This window comes from Arenibacter algicola, assembly GCF_018860365.1.
Classification (GTDB): Bacteria; Bacteroidota; Bacteroidia; order Flavobacteriales; family Flavobacteriaceae; genus Arenibacter; species Arenibacter algicola_B.
On sequence record NZ_JAHKPO010000024.1, the window covers coordinates 19,424 to 44,654 of the forward strand.

A 25,231-nucleotide genomic window follows, 5' to 3' on the forward strand; every position below is an offset into this window, starting at 1 on the left:
GGTCTATAAGTTGGTTTGACTGCAAAACTATCTATTAGTTTAAGGGATTCTTGTTAAATGTATCTTAAAGTTCCTAAATACGATGATAATCAAAAAAAAAGGAATACAAATTGTATTCCTTCTAACCAAACCACTTTATTTTTAAGTAATTACTATTCCTCCATTTCATCCTCAAACTTCGTATCTGCCATTCTTGTTTTAATGACATCAAAATCCTTATACTTATTTTCTTTTTCTACTTCTACCTTATCATAATCAAAGACAAGGAATTGACCAGAATTCATGCTTTCCATATTATCAAAAGAGAAAATATTGTTATTCTGAATTTGAAGGACTTTTAGGCTTGACAATTGTCCAAACTCCTTGGGAATTTCCCCACCAAGTTCATTGTTCGCCAGCACCAACTCCTTTAATTCACCCAATTTCCCCAATTCTCCAGGAATAGAACCGAACAATTTATTTTCAAAAAGTCCCAAACTCTCTAATTTAGAAAGCTCTCCCAATGAATTTGGTATACGCCCCGTAAGATTATTGCTGGATAAATTAAGTTCTTTTAGGGTTTGAATGTTCCCAAGACTTTCGGGTATTCTTCCACTTAGGAAGTTATTAAAAGCAGAAAGTTTTACCAACGATTTCATATCCCCTATTTCTGAAGGTATTTCGCCTTCCAACCTATTCATCTCCAGTTTCAACACCTCCAATTTACTTAACTGGGCCATACTTTTCGGAATTTCCCCACTTATGACATTGAAAGCAAGGTTTAGATTCACCAAGTGTTTCAAATCCCCTATACTTTCCGGTAGGCTACCTACAAGGTTATTCCTAAAAAGGTTTATTTCCACCACATGCCCGTTTTGGACCGTAACCCCAAACCAAGTATCAACAGGGGCATTAACATCCCATGTAGTATTCCATTTTTGGCCTTGGGTACTTTTGTAAAGTTCCAATAGTACGTTTTTTTCGCTCTTTGGAACCATGGCATTCACCGCCGTGGTAAATACCAAACAAAATACAATCACCCCAAAAACGTAAGCTCTATGTAATTTTTGTTGTATCATATACATATTCTTTTAATTAAAACTATCTTCAAATCTGGTATCGGCCGTTCTAACGTCCTTATCACTATTTATTTTATTAAGATCAAAGTTTCTGTGATTACTTCCATCAAAATCAAAAAGGGCAAACTTATTTTTACCAGCATCGTTACTGAAATCATTTTCGCCAAATCTATTATTTTGAAGTTGTACCAATTTTAGATTAGGAAGGCTCAAGATATCCTCCGGAAATTCTCCCCTGAATCGGTTTTCCGCCAAAACAAGCATTTTAAGCTTGGTCAGGTTTTCCAGACTATCCGGCACTACCCCACTAAAATTATTATCGCCCAACTCCAAACGCTCTAAATCTTTTAAATTTCCAAAGGTTAAAGGAATAGAACCACTTAATCCGTTATGGGAAAGTAAGATTACCCTTAAACTTTTGATCTCACCCATGCTTAGAGGCAATTCTCCAGAAAGGTGGTTATAAAATAGATCCAACACAAGAAGCCTTTCAAGGCTTCCAATATTTTTAGGAATCATCCCTGTTATCTTATTTTTACCCAACCTTAGTACAACCAATTTTTTTAATTCCGTTATACTTTCTGGGATACTCCCACCAATATTATTCAAGGCAAGGTTCAATACTTTTAAATTCTTTAGGTCCCCTATTGAATTTGGTATGCTCCCCCTAAGGTTGTTATTCATTAAATTAATGGAAACCACCTTATTGTTCTCCAGGGTTACACCCTCCCAGGTAGAAACCGGGGCATTTAGATCCCAACTTTTAGTCCAGGTATCACCCTTTGCACTGTTATAGAGGTCTATAAGTACATTTTTTTCCAGATCGGTAACCTGCCCTGACAAAAATTGCCCAATTAAAACCACAAATAGCATAAGTATGCTTTTTTTCATATATTTCACTTTTATCCTAAATAACGAATAAGAATTGTCCTACAAAATAAGATTATTGTTCGTTAAACAGCAAAAATATTCGATGAAATAAGCCCGAAAGGCCCATATTTGTTGTGAAAGTGCAAAAAGTTGTGGTGAAAGAAATTTGTCCTCCTAGTTTTTTTTCCTACAAAGAGAATTCTTCAAGTTCCAAAGTGATATTTTCCCACGTTTTCATTAGGTTTTCCAGGTTCTTTTTTTTCTTCTGATAAGTGTCGAAAAAATTGGCCTTTGCAATTGTTGCGTCGTAATTCATGAGTAGGTCATGATCAATTCCCGCTATCTCCTTTTCTAAACGGGCAATATCACTTTCCGTTGAACTTAACCTATTTTTTAGGGATTTTATCTTTTTTTGATCTTCGAAATCGATGTGTTTCTCCTGGGATTTTTCTTTCTTTTGGACTACTGTTTGTTTCTTTTCTATTGCCCGGAAATCCTCAACTTTTCTCTGTTCCAAATAGAAATCGATATCCCCAAGATATTCCTTAATACTACCATCTTTAAATTCATAAACCTTGTTGGTAAGTCCCTGTAAAAAATCCCGATCGTGACTCACTAATATCAAGGTTCCATCAAAATTCTGAAGGGCCTGCTTTAGGACATTCTTGGATTTAATGTCCAAATGGTTTGTCGGCTCATCCATAACCAACACATTAAAAGGCTGTAGTAGCATTTTTGCCAGGGCCAATCTGTTCCGCTCACCTCCAGATAGTACTTTTACATATTTCTCCACCTCATCGCCCCTAAATAAAAAAGACCCCAATATATCCCTTACTTTACTTCTGTTCTTTTCATTTGCCGCATCTATCATGGTATCCAAAATAGTCTTTTCCCCATCCAAATATTCTGCCTGATTTTGTGCGAAATAGCCAATTTGAACATTATGCCCTAATTTTAGATACCCCTTATGGTCCAAATCTCCCACCATTATTTTTGCCAGAGTGGATTTCCCTTGGCCATTTTGTCCAACAAAGGCGGTCTTGGAGTCACGCTCTATCAACAGGTCTATTTTCTTTAATACATGGTTATCCCCATAGCTCTTGGACAAGCCTTCTATTTCCGTTACAACTTTACCAGGGGTAACGGAAATTTGAAATCTCAAGTTCATTACACTATTGTCATCCTCATCAACCTCTATCCGCTCCATTTTATCGAGCTTCTTGATCAATGACTGCGCCATGGAAGCCTTTGTGGATTTGGCCCTGAACTTTTCAATCAATCTTTCTGCCTGCTGTATTTCCTTCTCTTGATTCTTCTGGGCATTTAATTGCTGTTGCTTTATTTCGTTCCGCAGAACCAAGTATTTGGAATAGGGCTTATTGTAATCATATATTCTTCCCAAGGAAATTTCAATGGTCCTATTGGTAACATTATCCAAAAACATCTTATCGTGAGAGACTATCATTACACCCCCCGCATAATTCTTCAGGAAATTCTCCAACCAAATTATTGATTCTATATCCAAGTGGTTTGTTGGCTCATCCAATAAAAGCACGTCATTACTCTGTAATAAAAGCTTGGCCAATTCTATCCGCATGCGCCAACCTCCGGAAAAGGTTTCCGTTTTACGATCAAAATCTTCACGTTTGAAACCAAGGCCCAACAATACCTTTTCCGTTTCGCCCTGATAATTGTAACCTCCCAATATCTCATAGTGGTGGGTTACATCGTTCAAGTCTATAATTAACTGATTATAGGCCTCACTTTCATAGTCCGTACGTTCGGCCAGCTGATGGTTAATTTCGTCCAACCTAAGCTCCAAAGCCTTTATCTCCTCAAAGGCCTGATGGGCCTCTTCCTGAACCGTCCTTCCAAGATCAAAATCGATATCCTGCCGTAAGAATCCCATTTTAATATCTTTATCAGAGGCTATAGTTCCAGAATCTATGGGCATATCCTTGGATAAAATTTTCAAAAGCGTAGATTTACCCGCCCCATTTTTTCCTATTAGACCAACTCGATCCCCGGAATTTAAACGGAAAGATATTTCTTCAAACAGATATTCTCCTCCAAAAGAAACGGAGAGATTGTGGATATTAAGCATATTTGGTGACTAATGTTACACTGATTAATGCTACAAAAATGTAATTTTGTAGAAACTTTTTGCAAATGTTAAAAAAAGGAAACAAACTCTACAGCATTTTAACAGGAACTTGTCCTAAATGTCATGAAGAGAGTATGTATCAGGACAAAAACCCATACCATTTGGGCAATATCTTCAAAATGAACGAGCGTTGCTCGCATTGTGGTACCAAATATAAAATAGAACCCTCTTTTTTCTACGGGGCCATGTATGTTAGTTATGGTGTAGGTGTTGCCTTTGCCGTAGCGGCTTTCGTGATTTCCTTTTTATTTTTCAACGCCACCTTGATAAACACCTTTATTGCCATCATTGTTACAATGATCGTATTTATGCCTTTTATTATTAGGGTTTCAAGAAACATATGGATCAATTTTTTTATAAAATACGACCCAAAGGCCAACACCAAGGTCAGTTCCTAAAATGCTTCTTGGTAAAACGGGATAGGTCCATTTCGGGCACCATAGCCTCTTTATTTTCAATTAGAGCATAGAGATGCCTGGACGCCATTGGTGCAATCATGACCCCACGGGAACCTAAACCATTGAGCAAATACATGTTTTCATGTTCCGGATGCCTGCCTACAAGAGGTTTCCTATCACTTACCGTTGGCCTTATTCCAGCTACATGGTCAACAACTTCATATGGACATTTTAGGAAGGTGTCCAACTTTTGCAAAAGCTCCTGTTTGCATTCTTCAGTGGGAGTATTGCTTTTATCTTTCCATTTATAAGTAGCTCCTACCCTATACAGATCCTTGCCCAAGGGAATAATGAAAACAGAGGATTTTATAACCCGCTCCTCTTTTAAAGCCGGTGCCTTAATGGTCAACAATTCACCTTTGGTACCATTGAGCGGCAAATAATTGAAATATGGATTATTTTTTATCCCAAACCCTGTTGCAAAAACTATGTTCTTAGCCTTTGAACCACGGTATTCCACAGATCCACCTTGTAACTCTAGGGCTTCAAAATCAAAGGTTTCCCTAAGCAATAAATTTTTATTCCCCAGATACTGCCCGTAGTGCCTTAATAAAACAGCAGTATCTATCCTACCAGTATGCAATACTTCCCCATAGCCATATGGCGCTTCAATGTTGGGATTATGGTTGGAAAGTATTTTTGGGGCCACAAAATGGCCTAAATTAGGTTTGTCCGAAGCCTCAAACCAAAGGTTCTGTTCATTTATACTGGCAAAACGCCTTAGGATCGGAATCTTGTAATCCAATTGGATCTCTAATTTCTTTTCCAATTCTGAATAGAAAGGTATGGCCAGATCTAACTGTTCTTTGGCATTCCAGGCTAATGTAAAACGTTTAAGGGTAACCGGATTATATAGCCCCCCTGCTACCACGGAAGAAGTTTGGGAATCATCACTGATAACTTTAAACGATTTTTTATTTTTCTCCAATACTTCACAAAAGGAAATACCGGCCAAACCCAGACCCACAATTAGATAATCTACCATTTTGCAAAAGTAGAGAAGGAAATCCAAATCTTCATCAAATTGAAATAATAATCATAATCCGCAAAAAAAGCACATTTTAATATCTAGTCAAAAATTCAAAATCCTCCTCAAAACAAAACAAAACAAAACAAAAAAGAAGCGCCACATCTTAGGATGTGGCGCTTAGCTTTATATGTGAATTGGAATATTATTAAGGCTAGTAGGCCCACATATCTTGTTCCCTATCTCGGATAACCTCCTTAATTCGTTTGGATTCCAATAATTGGAACAAGGCATTATCAGCAATATAGTCCTTAACCTCACGGTCTCCATGCACGTTATCTTCTTTATAGATCGTTGCATTGAATCTTCTTGCATTCAGCAACATATCAAAAGAAATAGGCTGCGCGGAATTCCGTTGGTTAAACACTTTGGCCTCATGTAATATTTGTCTTGCACTAGGATACCATACCCAGAACAATGGAACTTTTGCCTCGGCCAAATCCATAGACTCATCATCTATAAAGTTAACATCCGGAGCTACAGGTGCAATACCCAACAATCGGTATTTTAATTCACCCAATCTTTTGTCGAAATACCAGATTCCTTTAATAAGGTACTCTTCCAAATCGGCAGCAGTAAGGTTCCTACGATTGATATATTCAGGAGAAATAGGCTCTCCCGCATTATACTGCTCGTAACCGTAGTCTGTAGTATCCACTTTTTGCAAAGTTGCAGCCAAATCGCTGAACTTTCTTTTTTCTGTAAAATAGGAATCTACATAAACATCTTGCAATTTTCCGTTTTTGATATTTTTGATCAACACATCGTACAAGGACCTTCTGTCCGGACCTATATCAATGGTGTCCAAAGGATAATACAGTGGAAAGTTTACACGCTCGTCCAAGTCGATTACCTCCCAAACGGTTTTGGACCAGAGAATATCCCTGTCGTCCACATAGGCGTAAGGTAAAGGAGCGTCGTTATCCTTAGCAATTTGCGCTTCTGTCTTCTTCCCTATCTCTTCCGGTAATTTGGCATTTAGAATATTTGCCTGGGCGGAAATAGACAATGGTAACAGGACCACTACTCCAATTAATAAAACATTTTTCCAATTCATCTGTTTAAATTTATTGTTTTTAATCTTCAGTCCTACCAAAGTTTGACTGGTGAATTAGCCATGGTAAACATTCTTCATTTGCCATGGCCATTTCACAACATTTTTACTAGTTTGTTATCTCCACAACAACAGGAGATACCTTTTTAAGCTTATAGCCTTTGTTATTTGTAATGTAAGCCTCGATATCGAATATCTGAACGGCATCGCCACGGCTTGCTCTTTTAAGGGCAGACTTGGCTCTAGCATCCAATTTGTTACCGTTTACATCTACAGTTGGCTGTCCTGGAACTTTAAATTTGAATCCACTAACCGCAAGGTTAAGATCAAAATCAAAGTCTTCCAATAAAGCTCCAATAGTAGAGATCTCTAGGTTGTTTTTACCCATTTTAGCGCTTCCGGATTCTCCTCTTACGGATCCTGAAGGTCTTGGAATATCCTTAATCCTAAACTCAGATGAAGTTTTAATCATTTGTCCATCAGGTAATTTACCTGAAGCAGTTATAGAAACGGTTCTTCCTGTACCAGGATTCATAGCGTATTTACTTCCACTCTGCTTACTAAGTCCTGGAGCAGATGCAGTTACGTTGTTATCAGGTATACCAGGTATGGATATGGTTATAGGGTTTGAAACACCACGATAAACAACATTCATCTTATCAGCTGAAATTACAGCGGCATTTGGTTTGGTAATAGTGGCAAATGTAGAGGATACTGGCACTTCTGTACGCTCTCCATCCTGCATAAACACCAAGTTACCTTCAATCTTATGATCACCAGCACTTCCAGCACTTACGGTTAACCTTACCTTACCGTCCTCGATTACATAATCGGAACCTTCATTTAACTTTCTACCATCTAGGGTCAAGTTAACTTCATTAGGTTTTGTAGTGGCATCTTTACGACCCAATACAATATTTCCTGCAAATTTTTCACCTGCATAAAAGGCAGATTTTTCTTGCTCCAACAAAGTGGTATAATTGGTCATGGAAACCTCACTGCTCAATTGTCCTTGAAGCATTGCTTTTAGGGCATCTTCTTCTGTGGCTTTAATATCTGCCTGAAGAGAAGTGATCTTGGTCAATGATGCAACCAAAGGATAACCTTCAAAGTTATAGTTCAACCAATCTTGCTTGGAACCATCCCTTTTTGTAACCTTACCGTTCTCATCTCCAGTTTCGAACCTAGAATTTACGGAAGACTTTACAGACTCCAATTCTTTAGGCATTACTGCAGCAATCTGGGAACGATAGTTCACCAAGCGATCCAAGAACTCTTTACCATCTGCTCCAAGTTGGTCTCCTTGAAAAAAACGTTGATCTAAATAATCGGTCTTGTCCATTACTTGATAATCTTTTGGATCCTCAACATCGGCCATCATCTCCTTTTTCAAGTTTTCCAAGTATAGGTAATACTCTGCGGACAATTCCTTTATTTTCTTGGCGTCCTCCAAAAGAGGGCCAAATTTCTCAGCATTTTCAGATGCTTTGGTTTCAAGACCACTTAGGAAAGCAGTATTGTTTTCCGTGGTTTTTATGTTAGAAGCTTCTAACTTTTCGTTCATAAGACCGAAAGCCGATAGAACTTCTTTTCCCATATTTAGGGCCAACATCGCGATGAAGATCAAGTACATTAGGTTGATCATCTTCTGACGTGGTGTTGCTTTTCCTCCTGCCATTTTTCTAATTAGTTTTAATTATTAATTGATTTGGGTTTGGTTATTGAATTGTAACTAATTAGTTTCTATTCATTGCAGATAACATACCACCGTAAACTCCGTTCAAAGAAGAAAGGTTGGTTGCCAAAGATTCCATTTGCTCTTTAAGGGCACTTGAATTCTGCACCACTTCCTCGTTGATAGATGCTTGTCTGCTTGCGCTTTCCAATTGTACTTTGTAAAGACTGTTCAAAGATTCCATTTGAGCGGCAGCTTGTACCATTTCATCAGAATACTTTTTAGTAGATTCCATAGCATCAACAGTAGGGGCTATACCTTTGGCAGCACCTTCAAAGTTTCTAATGCTAGATCCAAGACTTTCCATAAGGTTGGCATCTACACCGGCTTCTTTTAACAAATCATCCAATTTTTTGGATAAAGAAGCTTCAGCCTCCTTCATTTCAGCATTGGAATTTGATTTCCCTGAGGCAGCACCTCCGTTTAATTCCGGGTATACCAATGACCAATCGTATTCGTCATCTACTGGCTCAAATGCACTGATGGCAAAAATTAATGCTTCGGTAATAAGTCCGATTGCCAATAATAATCCTCCCGTAAGTGGGCCAAATTGCCAGTGAAGGATCTTAAATAATGCTCCTATAATTACTACAGATGCACCAAGGCCGTAGGCCATGTTAAATAATTTCTTAGTTGATTTTGACTGTGCCATAATTTTAAATTTAATTAAGTAATGTTAATAATAAGTATTTGGTTTAACGTTTGATTCAATATAAAGGTCTTCTTTATTTTATATTCTAATTGGTAGAGTCTTCCTCTCCCATGTAATCCTGTACGGTTCTAAAACCGATATAACTACGTGCCGAATCCTGGTATTCGTAATCCCTGGTGCTTACCTGTAGGAAATAAGCAACATCTTTCCAAGATCCACCTCTTATAACTTTTCTTGCATTTTGTGTAGATTCCGCATTTGGGTTCATAGTGGACACATATTCATAGGAATTTGGGTCATAACTACTGTTGGTCCATTCGGAAACATTACCTGCCATATTATAAAGGTTATAATCATTGGGCTCGTAAGCTTTTGCCTCTACCGTATACAGGGCTTGATCCGCTGCATAATCTCCTCGTTGTGGCTTAAAGTTGGCCATAAAACAACCAGTATCACTGATCACATAAGGTCCACCCCATGGGTATGTTCCTCCTTCTATACCTCCTCTTGCAGCATATTCCCATTCCGCTTCGGTCGGTAGTCTAAAGCGGTTGACAAATTGCTTGCCCCTACTTTTTTGATCGTCGTTCTTAAATTTAGTTCTCCAGTTACAAAAAGCCTGGGCCTGTTGCCAAGAAACACCCACTACTGGATAATCACTATAGGCGTCATGCCAGAAGTAATCGTTGTGCATTGGCTCATTATAGGAGTAGGAGAAATCTTTTATCCATACCGTAGTATCGGGATATATTTCCAATTCCTCTTGTTTTATAAAATCCTTTCTACTTCCCTTTTTGGCACGAGCTGCTGCTTCTATATCCATCCAGGTGTATTTGTATTTCAATTTGGTAACATCTATATGGCGTTGGCCATTATAGGATTCCTCCTGGGAAATATACAGGGAGTCCATTACCTCGGCATAATACTCATCCGGATATTTGGATGTATCCCAGGTTAGGTTTTGTTTTCTATCCAATGCCCTGCCTTCGTAGCCTGTTTCTCCCATACCGGCATAATTGTTCAGCATGTACTTATCGTAGGCAGACAATTTTGTGGTATCGGCATCCTTGAAGGCGTAGTCCCCTATACCTCCATCTTCTGGTCCCAATCCCAACTCATCGGCCAAGATAGCCAAACGGGTTCTTGCAATGGAGTCTTTTACCCATTCTACAAATTGACGATATTCACTATTCGTGATTTCCGTATCATCCATGTAGAAAGATCGAACAGTTACAGTCTTTGTCGGGGCGTTTAGTACCTTAGCCTGATCTTCCTCACTCTTACCCATGATGAATGCTCCTCTTGGAATCAATTCCATACCATAGGGTTTTTCAGGATACCACTTTTTTCCTTGAGCTCCGACCAGCTCTCCTTTTGTTTTGGACCCACAACTTGAGAGTAAAAAAACAAATGCTATAGATGACAACAATAGCTTCTTCATACGTTAGGTTAAATTTCGATTATGATTATAAATGCAAACACAAGTATTATTCTCTAAAACTTATTTTTAAATAATTTATTGTATAAATATTGTTTTTATACCCTAATTTATTATTTCAATTAAACCCTTTTTTGTAGGCTTTAAACCACCGCTCAGGAATATTTTGATTACATGCATCCAGATAATCCAATTCAGTGCATGGTAATAACGCGGGTGAATTTGTTTTAGTATGTGAAGTTAAAATTGAAGGTACCTCTACCCACCATCTTTCGCTGAGATGGCTTTTATAAAAGACGAGGGATTCGTCCTCGGTAGGTACGGTATACTTGGTGAAGTCGTTACTATTACTATTGGGGGACTCTTGAATCCTAAAGTTTAGGCCCTCTATAAAATACCATATTATTTGGGCAACAAGTTGAAAGGATTGATTGCTATTTTCGCATTCGTAAATCCCAAAAACGGATACGTTGTCGCTAATTCCGGCATATCTTGAAATGGCACAAATTTCCCTTCCGTTAAAACCGTTGGGAGAAAAGTTTCTGGAATACCCCATATCTGCAGCACGTATAGCACGCGCATCCAAACTTACCACATGGGCATTTCTAAGCACGGGCTCCGCCAGGGTTATATTGGAAATTAATTCCCCCAACCTATAGGAATCAAAAAAAAGACGCTCCATAAGGTCCATTTCTTCCTGGGAATTAAAATAACTTTGATAACCAATATTCGAGAAGTTAAAAAGATTGTTGGGCTTGTCGGTAATTATTTTACTCATATAGGAATGGGAAGAAATAAGCTCTTCGTCCATCCCAAAGTCGAACCTACTGTCTATGGACACTAGATTAACCATATTCTTAAGACCGTCAAAAGCCCTATATGTAGGGTAGGTCAGATCTTGGGTTGCGCCAATGACAATGGGAATAATATTTTCTTCCAGCAGCCCGGCAACAATTTCCTTGACCACGAAATAGGTATCCTCTACGGTATCACCTTCCTCTATATCGCCCAAATCTATGATGGAGGAATTCCAGTTCCCCATCATCAAATTATACAACTGAAGTCTAATTTCGGAAATATCCAGGCGCTCCGGTTTTTTCTCAAAAGCATTTCTGGATTCATTGACCCCTAGTATAGCTACACTTACATTTGCCAGCACGGGCAGACCATGCCGCGCAGTGTGCATGTAAATGTGTTTCCCCAATGCTTGGGCCGGAAGTAATTCGCAGTGGGCCAATACCCTGTCACTTACGGGTACTAAAAAATCGAATGCCATATTATTTTTTAGCCTTAGGTTTTGCTTTTGCTTTTGTTTTTTTCTTAGGTGTCTTTTTCTCAATTAATTCCTGCGCATCCTTAAGGGAAATCTTGGTAGCATCCACATCTTTGGAAACTTCCACCTTAATCTTACCCTTAATAATGGTATGTCTTCCCCATCTCGCTTTTTCAATTCGGATACCTTCTTCTGGCCATTCTTGGATCAATTTATCGATCTCTTTTTGTTTTTTGGCCTCTATAATCTCTTCAATATCCTGTTTTGAAAGACTATCAAAATCATATTTCTTACTAACATTAATAAACATTCCGTCCCATTTAATAAATGGACCAAATCTTCCTACCCCTTTGGTAACGTCCTTATCCTCATAAATTGCAATAGGGGCATCGGCTTTTTGTTTTTCTTTGATAAGTTCTACGGCCCTATCCATGTCTATCTCCATAGCATTTTCATCCTTGCCCAGTGAAACAAACTTTTTACCAAACCTTATATAAGGACCAAAGCGACCTACATTGGCCTCTACATCTTCCCCTTCATAAACCCCGAGCTTTCTTGGCAATTTAAACAAGTCCATAGCTTCTTCGTAGCTGATGGTATTTAAGGACTGGTCTGGCAAAAGACTGGCAAACAATGGTTTTTCCTCGTCATCTACGGTACCTACCTGCACCATAGGCCCAAAACGGCCCAATCTAACCGAAACCTGTCTTCCAGTTTTTGGGTCAGTACCCAAAACGCGTTCACCACTTGCCCTATCCGCATTTTCCTCAACATCCAAGACCTTGGGATGAAAATCCCCATAAAAATTCTTCAATACTTTTTGCCAATCCTCATTACCTGAAGCAATCTCATCAAAATCCTCTTCCACTTTGGCGGTGAAATGATAATCCAAAATTGTTTCGAAATGTCCTACCAAAAAGTCGGTTACTATTATTCCTATATCCGTAGGCACCATTTTCCCTTTGTCGGAACCTACATTTTCCTTTAGATCTTTAGTAGTAAGCTTATCGGATTTCAGCAGCAGCTGTACATAATTTCTTTCCGTGCCCTCTATGGTTCCCTTTTCTACATAGCCCCTATTTTGAATAGTGGAAATTGTAGGCGCATAGGTAGAAGGTCTTCCTATTCCAAGCTCTTCCAGTTTTTTAACCAAAGAAGCTTCTGTAAATCTATAGGGTGCCCTGGAAAAACGCTCTGTTGCTGTTATATAATTATTAAGGAGTTTTTCACCTTCTTTCATTGCCGGAAGCATTCCTTCCTGCTCTTCACTTATATCCTCCTCATCGGTACCTTCCAAATAGACCTTCAGGAACCCATCGAATTTAATTACCTCTCCGTTGGCAGAAAATTCTTCCTTATGGGTATTGGCCTTTATTTTAACATTGGTACGCTCCAATTCTGCATCACTCATTTGTGAGGCCAAGGTACGCTTCCATATAAGCTCGTATAATTTGGACTGATCCCTTTCCAAAGAAGGGGACTGATTGGTCATCTCCGTAGGGCGGATAGCCTCATGAGCCTCCTGGGCTCCTTTGGATTTCCCTGTAAAATTCCTGACCTTACTGTATTCCTTACCATAATTACTTATAATGGCATCCTTTGCGGCATCTATAGCATCCTGGGATAGGTTAACGCTATCCGTTCTCATATAGGTTATTAACCCTGCCTCGTACAGGCGCTGTGCCACCTGCATTGTCCTTGATACCGAAAAATATAATTTCCTTGAAGCTTCCTGCTGCAGTGTAGAAGTTGTAAATGGTGCTGCGGGCGATTTTTTGGCCGGTTTCTTATCCAGATTGGCAACCGAAAAATTTGCTCCAATATTTTCCTTTAGGAAAGCTTCCGCCTCTTTCTGGCTGGCATAGGTCTTATTTAACTTGGCCGTAAAAATACTTCCCTCGTTAGTTTTAAACTCGGCCGATATCCTAAAAGCTGCTTCAGGATTAAAAGCTTCTATTTCCCGTTCCCTTTCTACAATTAATCTCACCGCAACGGATTGAACCCTACCTGCAGATAATCCCGGCTTAATTTTTTTCCACAAGACCGGAGAAAGTTCGTATCCCACCAATCTATCCAGAACCCGCCTTGCCTGTTGGGCGTTCACCAAATCGTAATTAATTTCCCTGGGATTTTCAATGGCCTTCTGAATGGCCGATTTGGTAATGGAGTTAAAAACTATCCGCTTCGTTTTATCCTTGTCCAATTTCAACTCCTCTGCCAAGTGCCAGGAAATTGCCTCCCCTTCACGGTCCTCATCACTGGCCAGCCATATGGTATCCGCTTTGTCCGCCAAATCCTTAAGCTTTTTAACAAGGGCCTTTTTATCCTTGTCAACAATATATTTAGGAGCAAAATTATTATCCACATCCACTCCCAATTCTTTGGAAGGCAAATCGGCAATATGTCCAAAACTGGACTCTACCTTATAATCCTTTCCTAAAAATTTTTCAATTGTTTTTGCTTTAGCCGGAGACTCTACGATTACTAAATTCTTTGCCATTAACTAGTTTTTGGTGACACAAAAGTATATCAATTTTTTTATTTAATGGATTTTCATTTGTGCCACCATAAAAAAACACCCCTATTTTAAGGGGTGTTTTAATGTATTTCGAAAGAATTAATTAAGTTTAAATGTGCTGATAAGCTTGATTTTATTCCCCAGATATTCATATTGATAAAGAACTTCTTCCCCGATCATCAATAAATTATCCTCCATGGGAATAACATCAAAGGTATCTATATCCTTAAAATGGTTAAGTTGTACCAAATTCTGAACATTGGTCTTATCATAAACTTTAAGTCCTGAAGCCCCATCGCACACAAATAGTTTTTCATCCTTTACTCCCAGGCCATAAGGACCGTCCATGGGATAGGTCTTTACCAATTGAGGGTTGGTGATATCCGAAATATCTACGATAAAGAGGCCACTCTCCGTAGCACCGCACATATTACCGCCCCTTAAGGTTACATAGGCATAATCACCATCAACTACCACAGGATCACAGGCCGTACCGTGTTCAAATTCGGAAATCAAGCTAGGCGTGGCCGGAGATGAGATGTCATAGATATACATACCGCGCATACTGCCTAAAAACAATTGATCTCCCCTGTTAAAAATGGTTTCAATATCAAAACCGGCATAGACGTCATCCAGATCCTTGGGGTTTTCCAGATCTTCAATGTTGAATACATTAATATTATGACTGTCCACGGCATATAAATAGTCATTTACGATCTTAAAGCGTGCCAAGGACCCTCCCTGACCTGTTGGGGCGGAATTTTGGGCGGCATTGGACAGCATTACATCAAACTCACGTGAAAAATCTATCTGCACTTCTTCTATCAACCTTCTCTCCTTTACGGTTTCCCATCCAATCACAATATCATTGTCATAATCTATATCCTGCCACTCATAAATATCTACCTCAAAAGGAAAAATCACGTTGTCCCTCAGAACATTTTCCAAGCGGTTGACCATTTTAATATTATTGATGTCCGATATATCCATTACGATCAAATCCGTAATACTATCGGCATATAGGTAATTGCCCTTTACAGAAACATCTACGTTGCCCGGTATTTTAATAAAGGCTATTTTTTTGGGAGCTCTGGGGTCGGAATTATCAATGACATGAACCCCTTTATATTTCTCATTTACAAATATATAATCATCATAAACATAAATTTTACCGGATTCATCCAAGGGAATAGGAGCTATGACATCTATAGCCGTTTTAAAATCGGCCTTACTCATCTTTAACGGTTTGGCCACCACGTACTCCGCATATTTACCGTCATCCTCGTCATTACAGGAAACAAACCCAAGGGAAGTCAGCATAAACAAAAGTAGAATTGTTCTTCTCATACCAATATAATATTACGGGGTCACCTTTAGAGAGATGCCCCTTAACCCAAAAAGTTGCGTTCATTTTTGATAAATATTTAACTGTCAATATGTCATATTTAGCCATATAATACTATCTTTGCACACTCTTAAAGATGAGGTTGAATGCACAATAAAATGGAGAAGATTATAGATGAATCGGTACAAGGAACTGCCATAACCCTTGCGGAAAACGAAAATAGCACCAGAAAACTATACATAGAAAGCTATGGCTGTGCCATGAATTTTTCGGATAGTGAAATTGTTGCCTCCATACTGTCCAATGAAGGCTTTAGTACCACCCAAGAGTTGGAGGATGCCGACTTGGTCTTGGTCAATACCTGTTCTATTCGGGAAAAGGCAGAGCTTACCATTCGCAAGAGATTGGAAAAATTTAATGCCGTAAAACGGCACAGGCCACATATGAAGGTGGGGGTACTTGGATGTATGGCCGAAAGGCTAAAAACCAAATTGCTGGAAGAAGAGAAAATTGTGGATATGGTGGTTGGCCCGGACGCCTACAAGGACTTGCCCAATCTTATCCAAGAGGTGGACGATGGCAGAAATGCAGTAAACGTAATCCTATCCAAAGATGAGACCTATGGGGATATATCGCCGGTACGCCTCAACACCAACGGCGTAACCGCCTTTGTATCCATTACCCGTGGTTGTGACAATATGTGCACCTTTTGCGTAGTACCCTTTACACGGGGACGGGAACGCAGCAGAGACCCACAATCCATACTGGAAGAAGTAAACGACCTAGCCCATAAAGGATTTAAGGAAATTACCCTGTTGGGACAAAATGTGGACAGCTACCTTTGGTATGGTGGCGGATTAAAAAAAGGGTTCGAAAAAGCGTCCGAAATGCAAAAAGCCACCGCTGTAAATTTCTCGAACCTATTGGAGATGGTAGCTTTGGCGCAACCAAAATTACGTATCCGCTTTTCCACTTCCAATCCGCAGGATATGAGCTTGGATGCGGTTCGGGTCGTAGCAAAATATCCAAACATCTGTAACTATATTCATTTACCGGTGCAAAGTGGCAGTGATAGGATCTTAAAGGAAATGAACAGATTGCACACCAGGGAGGAGTATCTTGAACTGGTAAGGAATATCAAGGAAATAATTCCAGATTGCACCGTTTCACAGGACATGATCACGGGATTTCCGACCGAAACAGAAGAAGATCATCAGGATACTCTTTCCTTAATGAAAGAGATCAAGTATGATTATGGTTATATGTATGCCTATTCCGAAAGGCCCGGGACGGCTGCAGCAAGGAACATGAAAGATGATGTACCTCAAGAGGTCAAAAACAGAAGACTAACGGAAATCATTGCCCTTCAAAGGGAGCACAGCCATTTTAGGAGTAAGCAGCAGCTCGGAAAAACAGTTGAAGTTCTGATCGAGGGATCCTCCAAAAAATCGGATTTGGATTGGATGGGCAGGAACTCCCAAAGTTTTGTAGTGGTATTTCCGAAGGAAAACTACAAAATAGGCGACTTTGTGAATGTCGAAATTACCGATTGCACCTCCGGCACCTTAATAGGTAGGCCGTTGGGGCTATCCAATAACAATTAAATAATGGAATCGATTCAATCAATAAAACAACGCTTTGAAATCATTGGCAATGATGTAAAACTTAATCGTGCCATTGAAAAGGCCATTCAAGTGGCACCTACGGACATCTCCGTATTGGTTACCGGGGAAAGTGGCGTTGGTAAGGAGGCCATTCCAAAAATTATACACTCGCTTTCCCATAGAAAACATGCCAAATACATTGCGGTCAACTGTGGAGCCATCCCCGAAGGCACCATAGACAGTGAACTTTTTGGTCACGAAAAAGGGGCTTTTACAGGAGCAACAGCCACTAGAAGCGGATATTTTGAGGTAGCCGATGGCGGTACCATTTTTTTGGATGAAGTTGGAGAACTCCCCCTAACCACCCAAGTACGTCTTTTAAGGGTTTTGGAAAATGGGGAATTTTTAAAAGTAGGATCTTCCCAGGTCCAAAAAACAGATGTGAGAATAGTGGCCGCTACCAATGTTAATATGTTCGAGGCCATACAGAAGGAAAAATTCAGGGAGGACCTCTATTATCGCCTAAGCACTGTAGAAATCAACATTCCCCCATTGCGTGAACGCAAGGAGGACATCCACTTACTATTTCGCAAGTTTGCATCGGATTTTGGGCAGAAATATAAAATGCCCACGATTCGCCTGGATGACGATGCCGTGCAATTGCTTTTAAAGTACAGATGGCCTGGAAACATTAGGCAGTTGAGAAACATTGCAGAACAGGTTTCAGTCTTGGAGGAAAGCAGGCTTATTTCCCTTGCCACCTTAAACGGTTACCTTCCCAGTTCCGGAAATACCAATCTCCCCGCCATTGTAGGCAAGGAAAAAAAAGAGGGCGACTTTAGTACGGAAAGGGAGATATTGTACAAGGTCCTTTTTGATATGAAAGGTGATCTGAACGATTTAAAGAAATTAACACTGGAATTGCTTAAACACAACGACAGCGAGAAAGTACAGGAAGAAAACGAAAATCTTATCCGAAAAATCTACGGGGATGACGAGGAGGAATATACGGAACAAGAGGAAAGCCCTAGCAAAATTTTGCAGCTTCCCGAGCCTTATATAGAAAAACCAATAGTTAAAACAACGCAAGAGGACAAGTATCACTTTGCGGAAGAAATAGAAGAGGAAGAAACCCTATCTTTACAGGACAAGGAAATAGAGCTCATAAAAAAATCCTTGGAACGAAATAAGGGCAAAAGAAAAGCTGCTTCTGCAGAATTGGGCATCTCGGAACGCACCCTGTACAGGAAAATAAAACAGTACGACCTTTAACAGTAGTCAGTAAAAAATACAAAAAGAAATTAATGATCAAGAGTAAACATATTATTTTAATGCTTGTTTTAGTGGTAAGCATTTCTGGATGTGGTATCTATAACTTTACCGGGGGCGATGTGGGAACCGCCAAAACCTTTCAGGTCAATTATTTTCAGAACTACGCTTCCCAGAATCCAGGATCTACCTTTGAACCGGGAATGGACAGGGATTTTACACTGGCCCTACAGGATCTGATATTGAACCAGACCAGTTTGGATCTAGTTAAATCCAATGGGGATTTATTGTACGAAGGTGAAATTGTGGAGTACAGAATTTCACCTATGACGGCCACCTCCCAACAAACTGCGGCGCAAAACAGGCTGAGTATTGGCGTAAACGTAAGGTTCTTTAACAACACCAAGGAGGATGTAGATTTTGAACAACGATTTTCCTTCTTCTACGATTATCCGGCCAATTCCCAATTGGCGAGTGTTAAGGATGAGGCCCATCAGGTAATATTTGAACGTATTACCCAGGACATATTTAATAAATCATTGGCAGATTGGTAATTTATGAATGTACAGGACTTTACATATTTATTACAAAACCCTGATGAGGTGGTTTCCCCTGTGCAGACCAATCAACTGGAGGATGTATTGGCAGAGTACCCCTATTTCCAAGCAGCAAGGGCCATGCATCTAAAAGGCCTTAAGAACCTCAACAGTTTTAAATACAACAACGCCCTTAAATTAACTGCCGCCTATACCGCGGATAGGGATATTCTTTTCGATTTTATTACCTCCATAGATTTTCTGCAAAATACTATCGCCGATTCTATTTTGGGCAAATCCACCACCTTAAATGATACGCCAACAATTTCCGAAGAGATCGTATCCGAATTTAAAAAGGAAAGTGCACTTATAGAAGAATCGGATGACGAGCCCCTACCAAGGACAGTAAAGGATGCAGATGATATTTTGGATCCCTCCCTTTTTTCCTCCAAAGACCCGAAAATAGACAAGTCTATTTCGGACAATAAAAAAAAAGCTGAAGAGACACTGGAAATCGGGAAACCTTTAAATTTTACCAAAAAAGAAAAATATTCCTTTGGGGAATGGCTTCAATTAACCTCACATAAGCCAAAAAAGCTAAAATCCGAACCCAATACCACAAAAAAAGGAGTTGCCAAAACCAAGGTAGAACCCATTGCAAAGGTGGATAAACTAAAAAAGAAAAAATTTGATCTGATCGACAAATTCATTGAAACAAACCCCAAAATTGTACCCAAAGAAAATACCGTAAAAGTAGCAATCAAGGACTCCCTGAGCTTTGATAAAAATGAATTGATGACGGCCACTTTGGCCAAAGTATATTTGGAACAAAAGAAGTATAAAAAGGCTATTCAGGCCTACAAAATTTTAAGTTTGAAATATCCAGAAAAAAGTAGTTTCTTTGCAGACCGAATTAAAGCGGTAGAAAAGATACAACAAGAAAATAATTAAATAATGAATACAACATTTACAATATTCTTGGTCCTGATCATCCTAGTTTGCATCCTATTGATGCTCGTAATTATGGTGCAAAACCCTAAAGGTGGCGGATTGTCCTCATCCTTTGGCGGAAGTGGCAACCAAGTTGTAGGAGGCGTAAAGAAAACTGGAGACTTTTTGGATAAGAGTACCTGGACATTGGCAACCATATTGGTTGTCTTAATTTTACTTTCCAATGTAGCAATAAAGGGCAGTTTCAGTGATTCCGATTCAAAATTGCTTAACGGCGACCCAATTGAAACAACTGCACCGGATGCTTTGCCAGAAACTCCAATCCCTGCACCTGCCACTAATGGCACAAGCACCCCTGACAGTGCTGAATAATAAGAGAAAACACATTTAAAATATAAAAAATGCCAGCTTAAGTGACAAGCTGGCATTTTTATTTAACAAAGTGTCAGTTTTTAGGCAATGGCATAATTTCTGCCTATTAAAATCAAACTTAAAAACATAAAATCTAAATAATATGGCTAAAGTTAGCATTAAACCATTAGCAGATAGAGTTCTAATAGAACCTATGGCTGCTGAAACAAAGACTGCATCTGGTCTTTACATCCCTGATACCGCAAAGGAAAAACCACAAAAAGGCAAGGTAGTTGCCGTTGGCCCTGGTACAAAAGATGAAAAAGTGACAGTTAAAGTTGGAGATACGGTGCTATATGGCAAGTATGCCGGTACTGAGCTAAAGCTTGAAGGTACCGAATATCTTATGATGCGCGAGAGCGACATATTAGCAATTATATAAAATTGCTCTTGTTCCCTGCACGCTGGGAAAATCCCAAACAACAAACTAAAGAGTATAACTAATTTCATTCCGTTTTATTTGGAATGATAAATGAAATTAAATTATGGCAAAAGATATAAAATTTGATATCGATGCAAGAGACGGCCTAAAAAGAGGTGTCGATGCATTGGCTAACGCAGTAAAAGTAACTTTGGGACCTAAAGGTAGAAATGTAATCATCAGTAAATCGTTTGGAGCTCCAAACATTACCAAGGATGGTGTTACCGTGGCCAAAGAAATTGAATTAGCGGACCCTCTTGAAAATATGGGTGCCCAAATGGTAAAGGAAGTTGCTTCCAAAACCAATGATTTGGCGGGTGATGGTACCACCACTGCGACCGTTCTTGCACAAGCTATCGTAAAAGAAGGCTTAAAGAACGTAGCTGCAGGTGCCAATCCAATGGACCTAAAAAGAGGTATCGACAAAGCAGTAGAGGCTATTGTTGAAGATTTGGCCAAGCAGACCAAAAAAGTAGGCGACTCTTCTGAAAAAATCAAACAAGTAGCCGCAATTTCTTCCAATAACGATGAAACTATTGGTGACCTTATTGCCCAAGCTTTCGGAAAAGTTGGTAAAGAAGGAGTAATTACCGTAGAGGAGGCCAAAGGGACTGATACTTACGTTGATGTTGTAGAAGGTATGCAATTCGACAGAGGATACCTTTCTCCATACTTTGTTACCGATTCTGAAAAAATGACAGCCGATTTGGAGAATCCTTACATATTATTATATGATAAGAAGATTTCTTCCATGAAAGATTTGTTGCCTGTATTGGAGCCGGTAGCACAATCCGGAAAACCTCTTTTGATCATTGCAGAGGATGTTGATGGAGAAGCTTTGGCTACATTGGTAGTGAACAAATTAAGGGGATCTTTAAAGATTGCTGCTGTTAAGGCACCAGGATTTGGGGACAGAAGAAAAGCTATGTTGGAGGATATAGCTATCCTTACAGGTGGAACCGTAATAGCCGAGGAAAGAGGCTTTACAATGGAAAATGCCACCTTGGATATGCTTGGTACCTGTGAAAAAATTACCATTGACAAGGACAATACAACCATTGTAAACGGTTCAGGTGTTCCAAAAACTATTAAGACAAGGGTTAACCAGATCAAATCCCAAATAGAGTCTACCACTTCGGATTACGACAAGGAAAAATTACAGGAGCGTTTGGCCAAATTGGCCGGTGGTGTTGCTGTTCTTTATGTTGGTGCTGCTTCTGAAGTAGAAATGAAAGAGAAAAAAGACAGGGTAGATGATGCCCTTCACGCTACAAGAGCTGCAGTTGAAGAAGGAATCGTTGCCGGTGGTGGTGTTGCTTTGGTAAGAGCAAAATCTGTACTTGCCAAAATCAAGACTGAAAATGCCGATGAGGAAACAGGTGTACAAATCGTTGCAAGAGCTATAGAAGCTCCTTTGAGAACCATCGTTGAAAATGCTGGCGGGGAAGGATCTGTAGTAGTTGCCAAAGTTTTGGAAGGCAAAGGCGATTTTGGATATGATGCCAAATCGGAAAAATATGTGGAAATGATCAAAGCGGGTATTATTGACCCTAAGAAAGTAACTAGAATTGCATTGGAAAATGCGGCATCTGTTGCTGGAATGATCTTAACTACAGAATGTGCATTGACCGATATTAAGGAAGATGCTCCTGCAGGTCCACCAATGGGTGGCGGAATGCCAGGAATGATGTAAGTTTTAAAATTTACAACAATAAAAAAACCGCATTTGGAATTCCAAATGCGGTTTTTCGTTTTTTGTTAAGCCCGTAAAAAAAACAATGCTATTAATGATGCTGCCCATCATCGGTATTATCCTCACGATACTTGCAACAAGGATGTACACTTTCATATGCTTCTTCCGTAGCCTTTAATTCCTTGGTATCATGCCCTACCCCGACAATGGCGGATTTTATTTCCATGGAATTTGTTTTTCTCTCATCAATGATCAACGATAATTGATGGGTCGGAATATCCCATAATGCGTATTTAACCCCTTTTACCGCTAAAGCTGCTTCCTCTATTCTCTCTTTGCACATGGCACATTTGCCATTCACCTCGAAACTCATTTTCTTATTTTTCTCTTGGCCGTAGCCAACTGCCGTTAAAAAGACAAACACGGCTCCTAAAACTAAATTTTTCATTGCTATACTCTTTAAGTTGAATAATTGTTTTTATATAAAACTATAATTTATATCTAAATCCTGCATAAAACATCCTGCCCATTATAGGCGCATACACCATGGTGGTATCAAAATTGGTACCAAAAGGGTCTTCGGCACCTACCACAGGGTTATCCTGCATAAAATTAGTCAAATTTTCCCCTCCCACATATATTTCAAAATTATTGTTGAACACTTTGGTAAGCTGCGCGTTCATTAAACTGTAGGATGGCGAATACTCTCCGGAACTATTGGCGGTATATGGCAAACGCTGTCTTCCCAAGGTATGCACCGTATAATCCATGCGCCATTGGGACCCGTTTTCCTTAGGAACAGTAGTATATCCCAGATTGGCAAAAAATCGATGTTGGGCCTGCAACGGTTTTTGAAGGGTGCCGCTTAAGTAATCGGTTTCCACATCATAAAATTTGTAAGCCGTCCTTAACTCAAAATTCTTTAAAGCATTATAATTTATTTCAAATTGAAAGCTTTTGGCCAAACTCTTTCCCTCCAGGTTATAAAATGACACTTCCAAAGGGTTCTCCCAATCCACCACCACTTGATTTTTAAAATTGGTAACGTAATAATCCAAGGTTATGTTACCCGTTTTACCGAACAAATTAAATCCCTGTATATAACTTGCACCATAATTCCAGGCATCTTCGGGATCCAACCCGTAAATACTGCTATTATCCCCTAGAACCCTTATCTGTCTAGAGGAGGCAAATAATTGTTGGTTTTCCGCAAAGATGTTGGCGGCCCGTTTTCCACGGCCAAAAGACCCCCTAAAGCTCCCTCTTTCCCATGGCATATAGCGCACATGCAATCTGGGTGTAACAAAAGTCCCCAAATTATTGTGGCTGTCCACTCTTATGCCAGCAGTTAAACTCCACTCCTTTAAATTGTCATAACTATACTCAAAAAAAGCTCCAATGGATTTGTCCACCCTAGAAAAATCCTGGGTATTCACCATTTCCCCATAACCATCATAGGCAAAGGTAATGCCTGTTTTAAATTTGCTCTTGGTATCCCCAATTATTGAATTGAACAGCAGGTTGGAATAAATACTTTCGTGATCAATAGTATATTCATTAAAGCCAAAATAAGAATCCTGTTTGTGGATATTGTAGGCCGTTTGAAAACCAAGACTCTGAAAAGGTAGCTCCGGAAATACATAACCCAATTTTAAAGAAGTATCAAACCTTCTGGTATTTATTTCGCCCCCCCATGAATTGGTAGTGAATTTATCGGTAATAGGATCAAAATTTGTCTGCCCCACCTGTTTTTCATCATTTAGAAAACGAAGATTGATGAAACTCACCCAGCCGGTACTTGGGTTTTGGTATTGCCACCTGTTCAAAACGTTTATTTGATTGCCCAAGGGAGCATCCAGAAACCCGTCCCCATTACCATCTTCCTTGGCATCCCTCCGGTTGGTATGGAGATAAAGCCCTGTACTCCATTTATCCGTCAACTTCTTATTCAAATGGGTATTTAACTCCAACCTGCCATTCAAATTGGCATACCCATTAACAAATAAGGCCTTATCCGTTAGAGGTTTTACCAATTCCGTATTTATCTGACCCGAAATACTTTCGTAGCCATTAACCACACTACCCGCGCCTTTTGTAATCTGTATACTCTCCACCCAAGTTCCCGGGGTAAAGGTTAGCCCATAGGCCTGGGAGGCACCCCTTACCATTGGGATATTCTCTTGTGTTATCAATAAATAAGGACTGGTAAGTCCCAACATCTGTATTTGCTTTGTACCTGTCAGTGCATCCGAAAAGTTGACATCTATGGCCGGATTGGTTTCAAAGCTCTCGGACAGATTGCAACAGGCCGCTTTTAATAATTCGGCACTATTTATGGTGACCACGTTCTGTGGACTGAAATAGGATTTCTGTACGGCATCACGCTTCTTTTGAACCACTACCTCGTTTAAGGCATTGGAAGGTTTTAACCAGTGATTTACCATTTTAGGGGAATCAATGAACAAGGTGTCCGACTCAAAGCCCACATAGCTGATGACAAGTTGATTATACTCCTTTTTGAATGGAATTACAAAACTTCCATCCGTCTTGGTAATGGTTCCTGTTTGGGAATTCAACCAATAAACATTGGCTCCCGCCAAACCTAGGTGCTTATTTTCAGGATTGTCCTCCATGACCATACCCTCAATATTGTTCTGGGAGATAGCCAATAACGGAATCCATAAAAACATACTTACAAAAAAATTCTTCACTTATAATATTTTAATATTAGCAGATAATTGAAATCAAAAAAAC

The 25,231-nt window shown here is 39.5% G+C and carries 21 protein-coding genes; 8 read left to right on the forward strand and 13 right to left on the reverse strand.

The window, feature by feature from the left end:
• Positions 1-152: 152 nt before the first annotated feature.
• From KO529_RS18705 to KO529_RS18715, 3 genes are all read right to left on the reverse strand, one after another.
• Entirely contained in the window at positions 153-1,058 is a 906-nt protein-coding gene (locus tag KO529_RS18705; RefSeq protein ID WP_215949394.1) for a leucine-rich repeat domain-containing protein, read from the reverse strand.
• A 12-nt stretch (positions 1,059-1,070) separates the two neighbouring features.
• The gene (locus tag KO529_RS18710) at positions 1,071-1,949 is read right to left on the reverse strand and encodes a hypothetical protein (protein WP_215949395.1); all 879 of its coding nucleotides are present in this window, start codon (positions 1,947-1,949) and stop codon (positions 1,071-1,073) included.
• Positions 1,950-2,115: 166 nt separating this feature from the next.
• The gene (locus KO529_RS18715; RefSeq protein WP_215949396.1) at positions 2,116-4,032 is read right to left on the reverse strand and encodes an ABC-F family ATP-binding cassette domain-containing protein; all 1,917 of its coding nucleotides are present in this window, start codon (positions 4,030-4,032) and stop codon (positions 2,116-2,118) included.
• A 65-nt stretch (positions 4,033-4,097) separates the two neighbouring features.
• On the opposite strand from KO529_RS18715, the gene KO529_RS18720 reads away from it, so the two are divergent.
• On the forward strand, positions 4,098-4,490 hold the full coding sequence (locus KO529_RS18720; RefSeq protein ID WP_215949397.1) for a DUF983 domain-containing protein: 393 nt from the start codon (positions 4,098-4,100) through the stop codon (positions 4,488-4,490).
• Here the strand turns inward: KO529_RS18720 and KO529_RS18725 are convergent.
• The 8 genes from KO529_RS18725 to KO529_RS18760 form a co-directional block, all read right to left on the reverse strand.
• Complete coding sequence (locus KO529_RS18725; RefSeq protein WP_215949398.1) at positions 4,480-5,535, reverse strand: NAD(P)/FAD-dependent oxidoreductase; 1,056 nt, start codon at positions 5,533-5,535, stop codon at positions 4,480-4,482. The genes KO529_RS18720 and KO529_RS18725 overlap by 11 nt on opposite strands.
• Before the next feature lie 196 nt (positions 5,536-5,731).
• The gene (gene gldN / locus KO529_RS18730; protein ID WP_215949399.1) at positions 5,732-6,634 is read right to left on the reverse strand and encodes a gliding motility protein GldN; all 903 of its coding nucleotides are present in this window, start codon (positions 6,632-6,634) and stop codon (positions 5,732-5,734) included.
• 106 nt (positions 6,635-6,740) lie between these two features.
• Positions 6,741-8,309 carry a gliding motility protein GldM gene (gldM, locus tag KO529_RS18735; RefSeq protein ID WP_215949400.1) on the reverse strand — a complete coding sequence of 523 codons (1,569 nt, stop codon included), beginning with the start codon at positions 8,307-8,309 and terminating at the stop codon, positions 6,741-6,743.
• A gap of 58 nt (positions 8,310-8,367) precedes the next feature.
• Positions 8,368-9,018, reverse strand: a complete 651-nt coding sequence (gene gldL / locus KO529_RS18740; RefSeq protein WP_215949401.1) for a gliding motility protein GldL — start codon at positions 9,016-9,018, stop codon at positions 8,368-8,370.
• 85 nt (positions 9,019-9,103) lie between these two features.
• Positions 9,104-10,459, reverse strand: coding sequence for a gliding motility lipoprotein GldK (gene gldK / locus KO529_RS18745; protein WP_215949402.1), 1,356 nt, complete (start codon positions 10,457-10,459; stop codon positions 9,104-9,106).
• Between the two features lie 115 nt (positions 10,460-10,574).
• Positions 10,575-11,732, reverse strand: a complete 1,158-nt coding sequence (locus KO529_RS18750) for a formimidoylglutamase (protein WP_215949403.1) — start codon at positions 11,730-11,732, stop codon at positions 10,575-10,577.
• A 1-nt stretch (position 11,733) separates the two neighbouring features.
• Complete coding sequence (gene topA / locus KO529_RS18755; protein WP_215949404.1) at positions 11,734-14,229, reverse strand: type I DNA topoisomerase; 2,496 nt, start codon at positions 14,227-14,229, stop codon at positions 11,734-11,736.
• A gap of 117 nt (positions 14,230-14,346) precedes the next feature.
• The gene (locus tag KO529_RS18760) at positions 14,347-15,594 is read right to left on the reverse strand and encodes an LVIVD repeat-containing protein (RefSeq protein WP_215949405.1); all 1,248 of its coding nucleotides are present in this window, start codon (positions 15,592-15,594) and stop codon (positions 14,347-14,349) included.
• 156 nt (positions 15,595-15,750) lie between these two features.
• Between KO529_RS18760 and miaB the strand changes: the two genes are divergently transcribed.
• The 7 genes from miaB (at position 15,751) to groL (ending at position 22,477) form a co-directional block, all read left to right on the forward strand.
• Entirely contained in the window at positions 15,751-17,196 is a 1,446-nt protein-coding gene (gene miaB / locus KO529_RS18765; protein ID WP_215949759.1) for a tRNA (N6-isopentenyl adenosine(37)-C2)-methylthiotransferase MiaB, read from the forward strand.
• A gap of 3 nt (positions 17,197-17,199) precedes the next feature.
• Positions 17,200-18,468, forward strand: coding sequence for a sigma-54 interaction domain-containing protein (locus KO529_RS18770; protein ID WP_215949406.1), 1,269 nt, complete (start codon positions 17,200-17,202; stop codon positions 18,466-18,468).
• A gap of 32 nt (positions 18,469-18,500) precedes the next feature.
• Positions 18,501-19,019, forward strand: coding sequence for an LptE family protein (locus tag KO529_RS18775; RefSeq protein WP_215949407.1), 519 nt, complete (start codon positions 18,501-18,503; stop codon positions 19,017-19,019).
• A 3-nt stretch (positions 19,020-19,022) separates the two neighbouring features.
• Positions 19,023-19,952 carry a hypothetical protein gene (locus KO529_RS18780; RefSeq protein ID WP_215949408.1) on the forward strand — a complete coding sequence of 310 codons (930 nt, stop codon included), beginning with the start codon at positions 19,023-19,025 and terminating at the stop codon, positions 19,950-19,952.
• Between the two features lie 3 nt (positions 19,953-19,955).
• Positions 19,956-20,324: a preprotein translocase subunit SecG gene (gene secG, locus KO529_RS18785; RefSeq protein WP_215949409.1), complete on the forward strand. Its 369-nt coding sequence runs from the start codon at positions 19,956-19,958 to the stop codon at positions 20,322-20,324.
• Between the two features lie 142 nt (positions 20,325-20,466).
• Positions 20,467-20,745, forward strand: coding sequence for a co-chaperone GroES (locus KO529_RS18790; protein ID WP_072860635.1), 279 nt, complete (start codon positions 20,467-20,469; stop codon positions 20,743-20,745).
• Positions 20,746-20,848: 103 nt separating this feature from the next.
• Positions 20,849-22,477, forward strand: a complete 1,629-nt coding sequence (gene groL, locus KO529_RS18795; protein ID WP_215949410.1) for a chaperonin GroEL — start codon at positions 20,849-20,851, stop codon at positions 22,475-22,477.
• 91 nt (positions 22,478-22,568) lie between these two features.
• On the opposite strand, the gene KO529_RS18800 is transcribed toward groL, so the two are convergent.
• Positions 22,569-22,925 carry a heavy-metal-associated domain-containing protein gene (locus KO529_RS18800; protein ID WP_215949411.1) on the reverse strand — a complete coding sequence of 119 codons (357 nt, stop codon included), beginning with the start codon at positions 22,923-22,925 and terminating at the stop codon, positions 22,569-22,571.
• A gap of 40 nt (positions 22,926-22,965) precedes the next feature.
• The gene (locus KO529_RS18805) at positions 22,966-25,167 is read right to left on the reverse strand and encodes a TonB-dependent receptor (protein WP_252734485.1); all 2,202 of its coding nucleotides are present in this window, start codon (positions 25,165-25,167) and stop codon (positions 22,966-22,968) included.
• Positions 25,168-25,231: the final 64 nt, after the last annotated feature.

Excerpts from the sequence above, each read along its gene's own strand:
- KO529_RS18705 (WP_215949394.1), bottom strand. The coding sequence starts at position 1,058 with ATGATACAACAAAAATTACATAGAGCTTACGTTTTTGGGGTGATTGTA.
- KO529_RS18710 (WP_215949395.1), bottom strand. The coding sequence starts at position 1,949 with ATGAAAAAAAGCATACTTATGCTATTTGTGGTTTTAATTGGGCAATTT.
- KO529_RS18715 (WP_215949396.1), bottom strand. The coding sequence starts at position 4,032 with ATGCTTAATATCCACAATCTCTCCGTTTCTTTTGGAGGAGAATATCTG.
- KO529_RS18720 (WP_215949397.1), top strand. The coding sequence starts at position 4,098 with ATGTTAAAAAAAGGAAACAAACTCTACAGCATTTTAACAGGAACTTGT.
- KO529_RS18725 (WP_215949398.1), bottom strand. The coding sequence starts at position 5,535 with ATGGTAGATTATCTAATTGTGGGTCTGGGTTTGGCCGGTATTTCCTTT.
- gldN (WP_215949399.1), bottom strand. The coding sequence starts at position 6,634 with ATGAATTGGAAAAATGTTTTATTAATTGGAGTAGTGGTCCTGTTACCA.
- gldM (WP_215949400.1), bottom strand. The coding sequence starts at position 8,309 with ATGGCAGGAGGAAAAGCAACACCACGTCAGAAGATGATCAACCTAATG.
- gldL (WP_215949401.1), bottom strand. The coding sequence starts at position 9,018 with ATGGCACAGTCAAAATCAACTAAGAAATTATTTAACATGGCCTACGGC.
- gldK (WP_215949402.1), bottom strand. The coding sequence starts at position 10,459 with ATGAAGAAGCTATTGTTGTCATCTATAGCATTTGTTTTTTTACTCTCA.
- KO529_RS18750 (WP_215949403.1), bottom strand. The coding sequence starts at position 11,732 with ATGGCATTCGATTTTTTAGTACCCGTAAGTGACAGGGTATTGGCCCAC.
- topA (WP_215949404.1), bottom strand. The coding sequence starts at position 14,229 with ATGGCAAAGAATTTAGTAATCGTAGAGTCTCCGGCTAAAGCAAAAACA.
- KO529_RS18760 (WP_215949405.1), bottom strand. The coding sequence starts at position 15,594 with ATGAGAAGAACAATTCTACTTTTGTTTATGCTGACTTCCCTTGGGTTT.
- miaB (WP_215949759.1), top strand. The coding sequence starts at position 15,751 with ATGGAGAAGATTATAGATGAATCGGTACAAGGAACTGCCATAACCCTT.
- KO529_RS18770 (WP_215949406.1), top strand. The coding sequence starts at position 17,200 with ATGGAATCGATTCAATCAATAAAACAACGCTTTGAAATCATTGGCAAT.
- KO529_RS18775 (WP_215949407.1), top strand. The coding sequence starts at position 18,501 with ATGATCAAGAGTAAACATATTATTTTAATGCTTGTTTTAGTGGTAAGC.
- KO529_RS18780 (WP_215949408.1), top strand. The coding sequence starts at position 19,023 with ATGAATGTACAGGACTTTACATATTTATTACAAAACCCTGATGAGGTG.
- secG (WP_215949409.1), top strand. The coding sequence starts at position 19,956 with ATGAATACAACATTTACAATATTCTTGGTCCTGATCATCCTAGTTTGC.
- KO529_RS18790 (WP_072860635.1), top strand. The coding sequence starts at position 20,467 with ATGGCTAAAGTTAGCATTAAACCATTAGCAGATAGAGTTCTAATAGAA.
- groL (WP_215949410.1), top strand. The coding sequence starts at position 20,849 with ATGGCAAAAGATATAAAATTTGATATCGATGCAAGAGACGGCCTAAAA.
- KO529_RS18800 (WP_215949411.1), bottom strand. The coding sequence starts at position 22,925 with ATGAAAAATTTAGTTTTAGGAGCCGTGTTTGTCTTTTTAACGGCAGTT.
- KO529_RS18805 (WP_252734485.1), bottom strand. The coding sequence starts at position 25,167 with ATGTTTTTATGGATTCCGTTATTGGCTATCTCCCAGAACAATATTGAG.